The organism is Nakamurella aerolata (assembly GCF_013002705.1).
GTDB lineage: Bacteria > Actinomycetota > Actinomycetes > Mycobacteriales > Nakamurellaceae > Nakamurella > Nakamurella aerolata.
Genome location: NZ_JABEND010000001.1, coordinates 584,975 through 599,247 on the forward strand (window position 1 = coordinate 584,975; position 14,273 = coordinate 599,247).

The following is a 14,273-nucleotide window of genomic DNA, read 5'->3' on the forward strand; positions in this document are numbered from 1 at the left end:
TCACCTGAAGTCGCGGGAGGGTAGGGCGCCGGCGATGTCGATGGCGGCGATGCGTTCGGCGAGCACCGACACGGCCAGTCCCTGGCGTTGCGCGCGACCCCGGATCAGCAGTGCCGGGCTGCTTCTGGCGACGTTGCGGTATCGCTTCCACAGTCCGTGCTGGCAAACGATGTTGAGCAGCCCCGACTCGTCCTCGAGGTTGATGAACACGATGCCGGACGCGGTGGCCGGACGCTGCCGGTGGGTGACCATGCCGGCCACCAGCACCCTGGTGCCGTCGTCGGTGGTCAGCAGTTCGGCCGCGGTGCGGACACCAAGCTCGGTCAGCCTTTGTCTGGTGAACTCTGTCGGGTAGCTGTCCGGGGAGATGCCGGTGGCCCAGATGTCGGCGAGGGTCAACTCGATGTCGCTCATTCCCGGAAGCGTCGGCGCCGCCAGCCCGACGGCCGTCCCCGGCAGGGTGCCGGCCCGCTCCCCCGCCGCCGCGCCGGCCGCCCACAGCGCCTGCCGACGCCGCTGCCCAGGGCTGGGCGCCGCGGCGCCGGCGCGACCGTTGCCGTCGGGCAGCAGCTGGTCAAGGGCACCGGCGGTGGCCAGCGCCTCGGCCTGCGCAGAGGTGAGCGTCACCAGCCTGGTGAGCTGCTCGAGCGAGGTGAATCGCCGCTGCGGCAAGGCTTCTCTCGCGGTGACGATGCGCTGCGCCAGGTCGGCGCCGATGCCGCGCACCTCGTCGAGCCCCAGCCGGAGCGCCTGCGTCCCGGTGGCGGGGACGTTGACCGGCAGCGGCCGGTCCGAGGCGGGTTGCCGCGGCCCGGCCAGCGGCTCGAGATCGGCGTAGAAATTGGACAGGTTGACGTCGGGTCGGCGCACCGTGACGCCGTGCCTGCGGGCGTCGGCGACCAGCGACTGCGGCGAGTAGAAGCCCATCGGCTGGGCGCGGAGCAGCGCGGCGCAGAAGGCCGCGGGGTGGTGCAGTTTGAGCCACGCCGAGAAGAACACCAGCGAGGCGAAGCTCAGCGCGTGCGACTCGGCGAAGCCGAAATTGGCGAAAGCCAGCAACCGCGCGAAGATGCTGTCGGCCACCTCGCCGGTGATGCCGTGCAGCTCCCGCATGCCTTGGTAGAGCCGGTCTTTGAGCTTGTTCATCTTGTCGGTTGACCGTTTGGAGCCCATCGCCCGCCTGAGCTGATCAGCCTCGCTGGCGTTGAAGCCGGCCACATCGATGGCCAGCTCCATCAGTTGTTCCTGAAACAGCGGGATGCCAAGGGTTTTGCCCAGTGACCGCTCCATCGCCGGATGGTCGAAGGTGATCGGTTCCTCTTTGTTGCGGCGCCGGATGTAGGGGTGCACGCTGCCGCCCTGGATCGGCCCCGGCCGGATCAGCGCCACCTCGACCACCAGGTCGTAGAACTTGCGGGGTTTCAGCCGGGGCAGGGTCGCCATCTGGGCCCGCGACTCGACCTGGAACACCCCGACCGAATCGGCGCGCTGCAGCATCTCGTACACCGCTGGTTCTTCCAGATCCAGGCTGTACAGCTCGATCTGGACGTGTTCGCGCTCGCGCGCCAGGTCGATGGCGTAGTGCAGCGCCGACAGCATGCCGAGACCGAGCAGGTCGAACTTGACCAGACCGATGGCGGCGCAGTCGTCCTTGTCCCACTGCAGCACGCTGCGGTTCTCCATCCTGGCCCACTCCACCGGGCACACCTCGGCCACCGGGCGATCGCAGATCACCATGCCGCCGGAGTGGATGGAAAGGTGCCGGGGGAAGTCCTGCAGCTGTTGGGCAAGGTCGAGTACCGGCGCCGGCACCCCCATCTCGGGATCGGTGCGCTGCTGCGACAGCGTCATCCAACCGTCAAGCTGTTTGGAGTAGGCGTCCTGTTGGCCGGTGGAGTGGCCGAGCGCCTTGGCCATGTCGCGCACCGCCATCCGCGGGCGAAAGGTGTTGACGTTGGCCACTTGTGCGGCATAGTCGCGGCCGTAGCGCCGGTAGACGTACTGGATCACCTCCTCGCGTCGGTCGGATTCGATGTCGACGTCGATGTCCGGCGGGCCGTCCCGTTCCGGGGCAAGGAACCGCTCGAACAGCAGGTCGTAGCTGACCGCGTCCACCGCGGTGATACCGAGCGCGTAGCAGACCGCGGAGTTGGCGGCCGATCCCCTGCCCTGGCAGAGAATGCTGTTGGCCCGGCAGAACTCAACGATGTCGTGCACGATCAAGAAGTAGCCGGGAAAGTCCAGCTCGGCGATGATCGCCAGCTCGTGCTCCAGCTGCCGGTAGGCCTTGGGGTGCTCGGCCGGGCTCCCGTAGCGCCGGGCCGCACCCGCCATGGTCAGCGCCCGCAGATGGCTGTTCTCGTCGTGCCCGGCCGGCACGTCGTACGGCGGCAGGGTCGGGGCGATCAGCCGCAGGTCGAAGGCGCACTCGGCGCCGATGCGGGCGGCATTCGGCACCGCCAGCGGATAACGCGCGAACCGCGCCGCCATCTCCGCGCCGGAACGCAGGTGCGCCACCGGCCCGGCGGGCAGGTACGGGTCGGCCTCGTCCAAGCTGCGCCTGGCCCGCACCGCCGCCATCGATGCGGCCAATCTGGCATCCCGCGGGGTCGCGTAGTGGGCCCCGGTGGTGGCGACCAGCTCAAGAGCGAACTCGGCAGCCAGTGCGGCCAGCACGTCGTTGTCCTCGTCGTCGGTGGGCGCCGACCCGCCGGTGAGCTCCACCACCACGTTGTCGCGTCCGAACCGGTCGAGCAAGTCCCGCAACGCTTTCCTGGCGCCCTCCGGTCCACGGGCGGCGAGCGCTCTGCGCACCGTGCCCTTGCGGCAGCCGGTGAGGATCAGCCAGTGGTCGCCGGCGGCCCCGGCCAGCGAATCCAGCTGGTACACCGGCCGGCCCTTGGCGCCGCCCGCCAGCTGGGCCCTGCTGATCTGCCTCGACAGCCTGCGGTAACCCTCCTGACCGCGGGCCAGCACCAGCAGATGATCGCCCACCGGGTCGGGCTGCCCCAGTTGCGGCTCCGGCAGACCGAGCGAAAGTTCCGCCCCGTACAGGGTTTTCAGCTCGGTATCGGCGGCGGCTTCGCAGAACCGGACCACGCCGTAGAAGCCGTCGTGGTCGGTGAGTGCCAGCCCGTCCAGCCGCAGCCGCAGCGCCTCGGCGACCAGCTGCTCCGGGGAGGACGCCCCGTCGAGGAAGCTGAAGGCCGAGTGTGCGTGCAGTTCGGTGTACGGCACCCGCGGTGCCTGCTGCTCGGCCTGCCGCGCCGGCCCGGTGCGCGCCGCACGGGGTGACCCGGTGAGCCGGTCGATGACGCCGGGATCGCTGCGACCGGACAGCGCCTTCTCCAGCTCGGACCACGGCACGTTCGGATTGTTGAACGACATCTCAACCGGCCTCGCGCGCCGTGGACCTGGCCGGGTGTGGTGCGCGGTCAGTCATAGCGACCCTCCACCAGCCAACATCCCTGCGCCGGCGGCCCGGCCCGGTACCGCAACAACAGTGCAGGACCGTCCACAGGGACCAGCTGCATCCTTGCCGAGTACCGCGGCCTTGCGGAGATCAATTGCTGGGCAGGCACTTTCGCGTCCCACCAGCGTTCGTCCACCACCCATGGACCGGCCCAGGCCGCGACCTCGGCACCGTCAAGACCGGACAGCCCGGCAATGCTGGCCGGATCGGCGGACAAGGTGCCGCGCGGCGTCATACTGACCGGAACGCCAGCAGCGTCACGTAGTTCCAGCTTGTCCGGCCGGGCCGGGTCGGCGATCCGGCTGGGCGAGGGCGCCGGCAACGCACCCGGCCACGGCAGGTCGGGGTCGCGCTCTGGGCGGCGCTCGTCTCCCCAGCTGACCATGGTGACCTTGTCGGCCGGTCCGCGGCCGCCCGAGCGCACCGGGGTGAGCACCGCGTCCGGACCGAGCAGGCCCTGCACCCTGGCGAACGCCCACCCGGCGCGGTGATCGTCCGCGCCGTCGCTGCCCCACAGCCCGTACTGCACCCGCCCGGCATCCACCGCCTCGACCGGCTGTAGCCGCAGCACGGTGATGCCGTGCTGGTCGGGTTCGGTGTTGCCGACCGCATCGTCATTGCCGGCGGAGCTACCGGATCGCTGCTGCCGCAAGCGTTCTGAGGTGAGCCAGCCGTCCAGTTGCCAACGCATCCGGTCGGCGGTGGCCTCGGCGGTGAGCGGCCGCGCGGCCCGCCAGACCCGGTGCAGGGTGCGGCCGTCGCTGGTGGCTGCGCTGATCGCCAGCCGGGTGCAGGCCAGCCCGGCATCGGCTAGCCTGGCGTGCAGTTCTTCGGCGAGCGCGCGGCCGAGAAAGGCGGCGGTGTCGACCCGGTTCAGCGGCGGGTCGCAGCGGCGTTGCACCACCAGGTCGTCCGGCACCGACCGGGAGTACAGCCCGCGCTCCCCCAGGCCGGACGCCAACCGGTGGGCGGCGACGCCATCGAGCCCGAAGCGGGTGGCCACGCGCTCGGTGGGCAGCGCGGCGAACGCACCGCAGCTGGTGATGCCCAGTCGGATCAGCAGGTCGACCAGCTCCCGCCGCTCCGGCGGTGCGATCACGCTGTCGCGGGTGAGCTCGGCGATGGGCAGCCCGGCACAGAAGGCGGCGTCCTGCCCCGGCGGGACGATGCGCTGCTGCCGGGCGGCCAGCACCGCAACCTCGAGATGATCGGCAATGCCGATCACGGCCTCGACGTCGAGCGCCTCGACCACGTCGGTGAGCTGCTCGGCGGCGCCTTCTTCCCCGCCGAAGTACCGGCTCGGCCCCCGTGCGGGGCAGGCCAGCATGCCGGGACGGAGCACCTCGAGCCCCGGCGCGATGTCTTCCACCGCGGCGGCCACCGGCTCGAACAGCCGGGCGGCGACATCGTGGTTCTGCGGCAGCACCGCCAGCTCGGGGCAGCGGGACTGCGCCTCCCGGCGGCGCATCCCGATCCGGATGCCCGCGGCCCGCGCGGTGGCCGTGCAGGTTTGCACCCGGTTGGCGTGGAACACCGCCAGCGGCGTGCCCGCCGGAATCCGCGCCTGCCGGCCGGCAGCCACCGCCGGCCAGTCCGGACACCACAGCACCAGCACCCGGCCGGCCACCCGCTTTCCCACCGTCCCAGCGTATCGAACATGCGTTCGACCGTCTAGCCGGCTGGATCGGGCGTGAGCCACACGCGGCATCGCGCACCTTTCGGCACCGCGCACAGCCAGAGACGTTCTCCAGGTGTGCGACGTGCCAGAACCTGCGCGAGCCGGCGTGACCCCGATTCAGCAGCACCGGGAAATCAGCGGCGCCGGGGATCAGCGCGCGGGCCGCCCTGCCCGGCCCGCAGTTCGGCGTCCGAGGTAGAGCCCGACCGCCAGCGTGATCCCCCACACCAGGAACAGCGGGTCCCAGAGCCAGGCGTGGCCGATCATGCCGTCCCTGTCGTAGCCGCCGGCCGGCTTGACCAGGCCGCTCAGCACCAGGTTGCCGGTGACGGTGTTGATGCCACCCCAGATGATCAGCCCGGCCGCACCGACCCAGCACAGCCAGTACCAGAACCGTTGCGCCGGCCAGCCGCGCAGCGTCCAGTACAGCGGCAGCAGCGCACCGGCGATCTTGGCGGCGGCCACCGGGTACAGCAGCCAGCGTTTGCCGTCGAAGGTTTCGGTGAGCTGGGTGCCGAGGGTCGACACCAACCAGTTGCCGCCCGTCGCCCAGTACAGGCTGAAAAGACCGTGCAGCACACCGGCTATCGCCGCAATGGTGAACCACAGTCGCGCTCGACCCACGCGCATCTCCTCGACAGTTCTTCGCGACGCCGACACAGCGGAGCCCCCGGCGCATCTCGTGATGCCGGCGCATGCTGCGCCCCCACCGCTGTAGCACGTGAACATGAACGTCGGCCGGCGCTGCCCGGCAGATAGCCCCGGGCAGCACCGGCCGACCACCGACCGGGATTACCAGCTCAAGCCGGATCCGTAGGGATACAGCACCTCGCTCGAGCCGGCTTTCGGAATGTCGACGGGCAGCTTGCCCTTCGGCGAGATCTCGCCGGTGAGCACCCGCACCAGTGACTCCAGCGCCACCGGCTTGGTCGAGTAGGTGGCCGCATAGGCCGGCACCGTCGGGAACTGGTTGATGTCGTACGGGTTGCCCACCGACACCACCAGCAGCGGTTTGCCGGTCTGTTGCAGCGCAGCGACCAGCGACTTCTGGCCGGTGTTGGTTGCGCTGTTGTAGCTGAGCAGCACCACCGCGTCGGCCTGGCCGGCGGCCGAGACCGCTGCCGCCTGCTCTGCGGCGGTGGGGTTGGTGGAGACCGCTGCGATGCTGGTGCCGGCCCCGCGGGCGGTCAGCTTGCCGGCGAGCGTCGTCCTTGCGGTGGCGTTGTAGCCGGTGACCAGGATCTTCTTGCCGGCGACCGCCATCGGCAGGGTCTTGTTCTCGTTGCGCAGCACCGTCGTCGACTCGTTGGTGACCTGCTGCACCCGGTCCAGATGACGCTGCGTCCCGACCTTGACCTTGACGGTGCGCGGGTTGACGTACGGATTGGCGACGGTGCCGTTGATCCACTTCAGGTTGAGCACCCGGCGCAGCGACTCGTCCAACCGGGACTCGGTCAGTTCGCCACTCTTCACCGCATTCAGCACGCCGGTGTAGGCGACGTCGAGATTTGGCGGGTTGAGCAGAATGTCGGCGCCGGCCTTGAGCGCAAGCACCGGCACCCTGTCGTCGCCGTACTTGTCGCGAACACCTTGCATGCCGAGCGAGTCGGTGACGATCACGCCCTGGTAGCCCATCTCGCCGCGCAGGATGCCGGTGAGGATCGGCTTGGACAGCGTGGCCGGATCACCGGAGTTGTCCAGCGCCGGCACCTGCAGGTGCGCCGTCATGATCACCTGGATCCCGGCGTCGATAGCGGCCTGGAACGGCGGCCGGTCGATCTGCTCCCACTGCTCACGGGTGTGGGTGATGATCGGGAAGCCGTAGTGCGAGTCGACGTCGGTGTCGCCATGGCCGGGGAAATGCTTTGCCGCTGAAGAGATCCCGGCATCGTCCTGGTAGCCGCGCACCTGCGCCGCCGTCATCTCGGCGACCAGCTGCGGGTTGGAGCCGAACGAGCGGACCCCGATCACCGGATTGGCCGGGTTGATGTTGACGTCGGCCACCGGGGCGAAGTTCTGGCGGATGCCAACCGCGGCAAGCTCTTTGCCCTGAATCGCGGCGAGATCGCGGGCGCCGGCGGTGTCCCGAGTGGCGCCGAGCGCCATGCCGCCCGGTGTTTGCGTCGCCGGCTCAAGCATCCGGGTGACCAGACCGCCTTCTTGGTCGATCGACATCAGCATCGGCACCTTGGCACCGGTGTTCATGGCGACGTTCTGGATGCCGTTGGACAGACCGGCCGCTTGCTCGGGGGAATCAACGCTGTACGTCCAGGCGAAGTAGAGCACCCCGCCGAGGTGGTACTTGCTGATGATCTCCCGCGGGGTGGCCAGCCCGAATTCCTTGATGTTCTCCGGTTGCACCGAGTCGACGGTGCGGCCGTAGACGTGCGTGGAGAACAGCTGCCCGACCTTCTCCTCCAGCGTCATCCTGGCGATGGTGCCGTCGATCCAGCGCTGCTTGGCCGCGGTGTCGGCCGCATCGCCGGCGCCGGCCCCGCCGGTTGGGCCGGAAGCCGGCTGGCTCTGCGCGCGCGGCACCGAACTCGCCGCCGCGGGGGTGGTCGCCAGCAGCAGGGACGAGGTCAGCGTCGCGGCGGCCAGCGCGGCGGTGGCGGCGCGGTAGCTGCGGCGGTGACGCCGCGGCTCGCCGCTTCGGTGAGGTCGATGGAGGGTCAGCATGTTCGAACGTTACGACGTGGTAACGGCAACGAGCAACGGTCTGTGCAGCGTTTGTCGGAACTTTTTCCCGACGGGCGCGTGTCGCGCAGCGCGGGCGGGTAACAGCGGGCTACCGCGCCAACCGATCCCGAGTCGTCGCCGGTCAACTGGTGAGCAGCTGGCGATCGGAAGCCGCCGCGACGCTCGGCGCCGGTTGCACCTGCAGGTCGGTCCGGTCGTCTCGCCGGGCGGACAGCGTCAACAGGTGATGGCGAGTGGCAGCCGACCGGCGCTCGGTGACCTGCACCCGCAGCCGGCGCCCGCGGAGCCGTCCGTGCCCCGCGTCGATGCCGTCCCAGCGTTCGGTGACCGCGGAAACCGTCAGATCGGCGGCCGGCCAGCGCCCGACGACGATCAGCGCCGCGCCGTGCTGCCGGAGCCGGGCGGACAGGATGCGACGACGCGCCGCGGTGCCCACCTCGGCTCGCTCCGGCAGCTTCGCCACAATCACCTCGACACCGTCGGCCAACACCGAAAGGGTTTGCAGCACATCGCCTCCCGGGTCGGTGATCACCGCGACCCGGTCCAGCTGCACCCCGAGTTCCGCGGCCGCGGCCCAGCCGATGTCTGGCATGCCGACCACCGCCGACCACCGCCGCCCCAGCCCGCCCATGGTGGCCAACAGCACCCCGAGCCCGGCGTCCGGTCCGCCGTGCCCGCTGGACCCGCCGTGCCCGCTGGACCCGCCGGGCCCGGGCCGCCGGCCGCCGTGCTCGCCCCACCCGCCGGCCACCGCCGGGGGCAGCAACCGAACAACGCCACCGCGCGGGAGCCCACGCCGGGGAAACACCTCGGCGATCGGGCCGGCAAGGTCAAGCGTTCCGCTCCCCACGACGGTGCCGCCAGTGCCGGTGCCACCAGGGGCAGCACCGGCCGGCACCAGCGGCTCGCGCAGCTGGGGACGCAGCTCGCCGCCGGCCTCGGCCAGCCGGCCGCCGACACCGGCCGACGGACCACGATCAGCGGCTCCACCGGCAGTGGACGGGCGTGGAGCACCGAGCCGCCGCCGCAGCTCGGCGACCACCTGCTGGCGGGTGGCCTCGTCCGGCACCCGGCCAGGCATCCTCTGCCCGAACATGCGTTCGAGCGTAGAACTGAGGTCCGACAACCGCCAATCCGGCTACTCGGGCTTGGGCCGGAACGGCGCTCGCAGGGTCGCGGGCAGGTAGCGGCGATGCCAGACGAACAACGCCGCGGCCACCACCAGGTACACCCCGGCCAGGATCAGCCGACCGTGGGTCGAGGTGATCGGGAACTGCACGGCGAACAACAACAGCAGGATCCAGGCCGAGTAGCGGTGGAACCGCAGCGTCAGCAGCACGCCGATGCCCATCATGGTTTGCGCCGCGGTCAGCAGCATCTCCTCGATCTGCCGACCGTCCAGCGACAGCGCGGCGTTGCCGCCGCCCAGCAGATACGCGATCGGCAGCGAGCCGACCAGCAGCGTCCACTGGTTGATCTTCGACGAGATCAGCGTGGCGATGGCGGCGGTGCCCTTGCCGCGTCAGGCGAACAGCGCGGCGATGATGAACTCCGGCGCCTCGGATGCCAACGGCGCCAACCATTGCACCAGCAGGAACTGATCGATCCCGAGTTCGGTGCCGGACTCCACCAGTGACTCGGCGAAGGGCTCCGCACTGATCAGGATGACAACAGCCGACAGCACGAACAGCGCCGGCACCACCATTCGCCGACGCCGCCGCGGCAGCGCGCCGATGGCCGCCGCGGTGCCGATCAGGTCGGGCTCCTCCGGCTGGCCCCTGGTCAGCCGGTACAGGTAGAACCCGAACCAGGCGATCAGCGCGAGTCCCAGCACCAGATGGATGTGCCCGGAGATGGGGATGACGAACGCGACAATGCCTGCCACCAAAAGGAATCCGAGCTCCATCCGGTGCTCGGAGCCCAGCGCCAACGCCCGGACCGGAGCCTTGCTGGCCCGGTTGGCCACGTACAGCGCCAGCAGCACCACCAGCGGCCAGCCGAGACCGAGCAGCAATCGGTTGGATCCCGTCATGTTGGCCGCCGCGTACTGCACGTACTCAGGGTTGGAGCCCGCGGTGTAGGCGTAGTACAGATCGACCGCGTATTCCGGCAGCACGGCGATCAACGCAAGGATGGCGATGGCGAAGCCGCCCGAGATGTCGACCTGGGCGGCTTCGGCGGCCCAGGCCAGCACGAACGACGCGGCCACCACGGCAGCGCCGTAGATCGCCAACTGCGCCACCGGCGGCAGCGAAACACCGCTGAACCGCAGCACAACGGCCGGTGCCGCGATCACCGCGGCGATGGCCAGCGAGCGGATGAGTACCCGCAGCGGCGGCGACGCCGATGCGGAAAGCTCTTGTGCCGGAGCGTCTTTGACCAACTCGAACCCCTGGGAACAGGGTCGAGGTGCGCCGAGGAAATTCAGCGAGACCTCGACCAATGACGAATCTTTGGTCGAAGGTCTCGCCCACCATCTCGGCGAAGTGGCCGGGCGCGCAGGCGCCAGTATGTCGACCACTTCCGCCACCGCGGGCCAACCGGCAATGGGCTGGATGTGCGGCGGACGGGCTACTCCCCTTCAGCTGCCAGGGTACACAACCGTTACAGGGTGCCGAGCCAGTGCCGCAGCAACTCAGCGCCGGCATCGCCGGACTTCTCCGGGTGGAACTGGGTGGCGCTGAGCGGGCCGTTCTCCACCGCGGCCACGAATCGGTCGCCCTCGTGCTCGCTCCAGGTGACCACCGGAGCCGGGAACGGACCGGTGTCGGTCAGCTCCCAGCGACGGGCGGCGTAGGAGTTGACGAAGTATAAACGGGTGTCGGGAGCCATTCCGGCGAACAGCACCGAGCCGGCACCGGGATCGACGGTGTTCCAACCGATCTGCGGCACCACCGTCGCCTGCAGTCGTTCCACCGTGCCCGGCCACTCGCCGAGGCCCTCGGTCTCGACGCCGTGCTCGATACCGCGCTCGAACATGATCTGCATGCCGACACAGATGCCAAGCACCGGCCGGCCGCCGGCGAGTCGTCGGCCGATCACCCGCTCGCCGCGCATCGCCCGCAGCCCGGCCATGCACGCGGCAAACGCGCCGACCCCGGGAACCACCAGCCCGTCGGCGTTCTGCGCGGTTTCGAGATCGGAGGTGATGGTGACGTCCGCGCCGACCCTGGCCACCGCGCGACTCACCGAGGCCAGGTTGCCAGAGCCGTAGTCGAGCACCGCGACGGAGGGTGCCATCACAGCACACCCTTGGTCGACGGCACCCCTGACACCCGCGGGTCGGGTTCGACAGCGGCCCGCAACGCCCGTGCCACCGCCTTGTACTGGGCCTCGCTGATGTGGTGCGGATCGCGGCCGTACAACACCCGCACGTGCAGCGCGATCCTGGCGTTGAAGGCCAGTGAGTCGAACACGTGGCGGTTGAGCACGACGGGGTAATTGCCGCCGACGGTGAAGCCGAGGACGGAATCCGGCTCACCGGTGTGCACCGAGAACGGCCGCCCGGAGACATCGACGACGGCCTGCGCCAGGGTCTCGTCCATCGGGACGAACGCGTCGCCGAACCGCCGGACCCCGGCCTTGTCCCCCAACGCTTCTCCGATGGCCTGGCCGAGCACGATCGCGGTGTCTTCGACGGTGTGATGGGCGTCGATGTCGACGTCGCCGGTGGCCTTGACGGCCAGGTCGAAGCGGCCGTGCACCCCGAACGCGGTCAACATGTGGTCGAAAAACCGCACACCGGTGTCGATCTCGACCTGCCCGGTGCCGTCGAGGTTGATGGTCAGCTCGATGTCCGACTCGCTGGTGGCGCGTCGAATGCTTGCGGTGCGATCGCCGCTCACAGACTCTCCCTTGCCCTCTGCCCTGTGCTGGATTGCTGTGCCGTGGATCGGATCGCGCCGGTGCCAGGGCGATCCGGGGTGCCGGCCAGCTCTGCCGCCACCCGAAGCACCTCGTCGTTCTCCGGTGCCAACCCGATGCTGATGCGCAGGTGGCCTGCGATGCCGACGTCGCGTACCAGGATGCCGGCGTCGAGGAAGTGCTGCCAGGCCGCCCCTTGGTCGGCGAATCCGCCGACCAGCAGGAAGTTCGCCTGCGAGTCGACCACCGACAAACCCATGGCGCGCAACGCTTCCGCCATTCGTTCCCGCTCGGCAACCAGCCGGCGCACGGTGGCGAGGGTGTCGTCGGCGTGCCGCAGTGCCGCCAGCGCCGCCGCCTGGGTGAGGCTGGAAAGGTGGTACGGCAGCCGGACGAGTTGCAGCGCGTCGACCACCGCAGGCGCGGCGGCCAGGTAGCCGAGCCGGCCACCGGCGAATGCGAACGCCTTGGACATGGTGCGGGAGACGATCAATCGGTCGCCGAACTCGCCCAACAGCTCGACGGCGCTCGGCACCGTGGAGAACTCGGCGTAGGCCTCGTCGACCACCACCATGCCGGGCGCTGCCGACAACAGGGCGCGCAGGTCGTCCGGCGTCAGCGCCCCGCCGGTGGGGTTGTTGGGCGTCGTCAGGAACAGCACATCCGGCCGCTGCTGGTCGATGGCGGCGACGGCACCGGCAACATCGACGCCGAAGTCACCGCGGCGCGGGCAGGCCAGCCATTCGGTCCGGGTGCCGCTGGCGATGATCGGGTGCATCGAGTACGACGGCTCGAACCCGAGCGCACGCCGGGCCGGGCCGCCGAACGCCTGCAGGATCTGCAGCAGGATCTCGTTGGAACCGTTGGCGGCCCAGACGTTTCGGGCGTCCAGCGGTACGCCGGTGCTGCGCTGCAGGTAGTTCGCTAATTCGGTGCGCAGCACCACCGCGTCCCGGTCCGGATAGCGGTTCAGCTCGGCGGCGGCAGCCGCCACCGACCTGGCGAGATCGGCCTGCAGCGCCGGCGACGGCGGATGCGGATTCTCGTTGGTGTTGACCCGCACCGAGACGTCGATCTGCGGTGCGCCGTAAGGGTTTTTGCCGCGCAGATCCTCGCGCAGCGGCAGGTCGGCGAGCCGGACGTCATCGCCGATCATCGCCCCGCACCGCCCGTTGCCTCACCGTCGGCGGCCTCACCGTCGACGGCCTGGTCGAACCGCGCCGTCACCGCCGCGCCGTGTGCCGGCAGGTCTTCGGCGTCGGCGAGCACCACGACGCTGGGCGCCACCGCGGCCAGCGCAGCAGCCGAATAGTCAATCACCTGAACCGATTTCAAGAACGTTGTGGTGTTCAGCCCCGAGCTGTACCGAGCACCGCCGGCGGTCGGCAGCACGTGGTTGGAGCCGGCGCAGTAGTCGCCCAGCGACACGGGGGAGTAAGGCCCGAGGAAGATCGCTCCGGCATTGCGGATGCGCTGGGCGATGCGTCCCGCGTGCCTTGTCTGAATCTCCAGGTGTTCGGCGGCGTACTCGTTGGTCAGCGCAACGGCGGCGTCGAGGTCGGCGGTGAGCACCACGGCTGATTGCTGACCGGACAGCGCCTGCCGCACCCGCTCGGCGTGTGTGGTCGCCGCGACCAGATCGGGCAGCGCATCAAGCACCGCGTCGGCCAGCTGCGCCGAGTCGGTGATCAGAACGGATGCGGCATCCGGGCTGTGTTCGGCCTGAGAGATCAGATCCGCGGCGATCAGCCTCGGATCGGCGGAATCGTCTGCCAGCACGGCGATCTCGGTCGGCCCGGCTTCCGAGTCGATCGCCACGGTGCCGCGCAGCGCGCGTTTGGCTGCGGTCACGTAGGCGTTGCCCGGCCCGGTGATCACGTCGACGGCGGCAATGCTGTCAGCGTCCGCAGCGTTGTCTGTGCTGCCAGTGCTGTCAGCGCTGCTGCCGTAGCCGAGCAGCGCGATGGCCTGCGCGCCGCCGGCGGCGTACACCTCGCTGACCCCGAGCAGCGCGCAGGCGGCCAGCACCGCAGGGTCCGGCCAGCCGCCGTTGCCGGCCTGTGGGGGTGAGCAGACCACGATCTCGTCAACGCCGGCCACCTGCGCCGGCACCACGTTCATCACCACGCTGGACGGATAGACGGCGAGCCCGCCGGGCACGTACAGGCCGACGCGCCGCACCGGTATCCAGCGCTGGGTGACGGTGCCGCCCGGCGTCAGATGGGTCTCGGCAGGTTGCGGCAACTGCGCCTGATGGGTCTTGCGGACGCGTTCGATCATCTCGGTGAGGGCACCACGCAGTGCAGGGTCAAGTCCCTGCAGCGAAACGCTCAGCACGTCGGCGGGAACCCGCAGGGCGGCAGGGCGCACTCCGTCGAACCGCTCCCCCGCGTCCAGCACTGCGGCGGCACCGTGCTCGCGCACCGCGGTCAGAATCGGGGCAACGGCGTCGTCGGCGCCAGTGATGCTGGCCGCCCTTTCCAGCAGCGTCGCCAGCTCGGGCGGCCTGGCCCGGCCGCCGGTGAGATCGATGCGTTGCAGCACCCCATCAGCCTAGGC

Annotated in this window: 9 protein-coding genes and 1 pseudogene; all 10 read right to left on the reverse strand. The window is 70.1% G+C overall.

Annotated features, from left to right (window positions below; genetic code table 11):
- The 10 genes and pseudogenes from HKD39_RS02515 to hisD all read right to left on the reverse strand — a co-directional run bounded on the left by HKD39_RS02515 (nucleotide 1) and on the right by hisD (nucleotide 14,258).
- Nucleotides 1–3,387: an error-prone DNA polymerase gene (locus HKD39_RS02515; protein ID WP_171198219.1), complete on the reverse strand. Its 3,387-nt coding sequence runs from the start codon at nucleotides 3,385–3,387 to the stop codon at nucleotides 1–3.
- Between the two features lie 47 nt (nucleotides 3,388–3,434).
- Nucleotides 3,435–5,111 carry a DNA polymerase Y family protein gene (locus HKD39_RS02520; RefSeq protein ID WP_343074526.1) on the reverse strand — a complete coding sequence of 559 codons (1,677 nt, stop codon included), beginning with the start codon at nucleotides 5,109–5,111 and terminating at the stop codon, nucleotides 3,435–3,437.
- 189 nt (nucleotides 5,112–5,300) lie between these two features.
- Complete coding sequence (locus HKD39_RS02525; protein WP_171198221.1) at nucleotides 5,301–5,780, reverse strand: DUF3995 domain-containing protein; 480 nt, start codon at nucleotides 5,778–5,780, stop codon at nucleotides 5,301–5,303.
- A gap of 162 nt (nucleotides 5,781–5,942) precedes the next feature.
- Entirely contained in the window at nucleotides 5,943–7,829 is a 1,887-nt protein-coding gene (locus tag HKD39_RS02530; protein ID WP_171198222.1) for a glycoside hydrolase family 3 protein, read from the reverse strand.
- A 142-nt stretch (nucleotides 7,830–7,971) separates the two neighbouring features.
- Nucleotides 7,972–8,946 (reverse strand): hypothetical protein, encoded by a 975-nt coding sequence (locus tag HKD39_RS02535; protein ID WP_171198223.1) that lies wholly within the window; start codon nucleotides 8,944–8,946, stop codon nucleotides 7,972–7,974.
- 42 nt (nucleotides 8,947–8,988) lie between these two features.
- Nucleotides 8,989–10,182 (reverse strand): annotated as a pseudogene (locus HKD39_RS02540) (sodium:proton exchanger).
- Nucleotides 10,183–10,454: 272 nt separating this feature from the next.
- Entirely contained in the window at nucleotides 10,455–11,093 is a 639-nt protein-coding gene (hisH, locus tag HKD39_RS02545; protein WP_343074527.1) for an imidazole glycerol phosphate synthase subunit HisH, read from the reverse strand.
- Nucleotides 11,090–11,695, reverse strand: a complete 606-nt coding sequence (hisB, locus tag HKD39_RS02550) for an imidazoleglycerol-phosphate dehydratase HisB (protein WP_171198225.1) — start codon at nucleotides 11,693–11,695, stop codon at nucleotides 11,090–11,092. Before hisB ends, hisH begins: the two co-directional genes overlap by 4 nt.
- On the reverse strand, nucleotides 11,692–12,870 hold the full coding sequence (locus tag HKD39_RS02555) for a histidinol-phosphate transaminase (RefSeq protein WP_171198226.1): 1,179 nt from the start codon (nucleotides 12,868–12,870) through the stop codon (nucleotides 11,692–11,694). The genes hisB and HKD39_RS02555 overlap by 4 nt, the downstream gene beginning before the upstream one ends.
- Nucleotides 12,867–14,258 carry a histidinol dehydrogenase gene (gene hisD / locus HKD39_RS02560; RefSeq protein ID WP_171198227.1) on the reverse strand — a complete coding sequence of 464 codons (1,392 nt, stop codon included), beginning with the start codon at nucleotides 14,256–14,258 and terminating at the stop codon, nucleotides 12,867–12,869. The genes HKD39_RS02555 and hisD overlap by 4 nt, the downstream gene beginning before the upstream one ends.
- Nucleotides 14,259–14,273 lie beyond the last annotated feature (15 nt).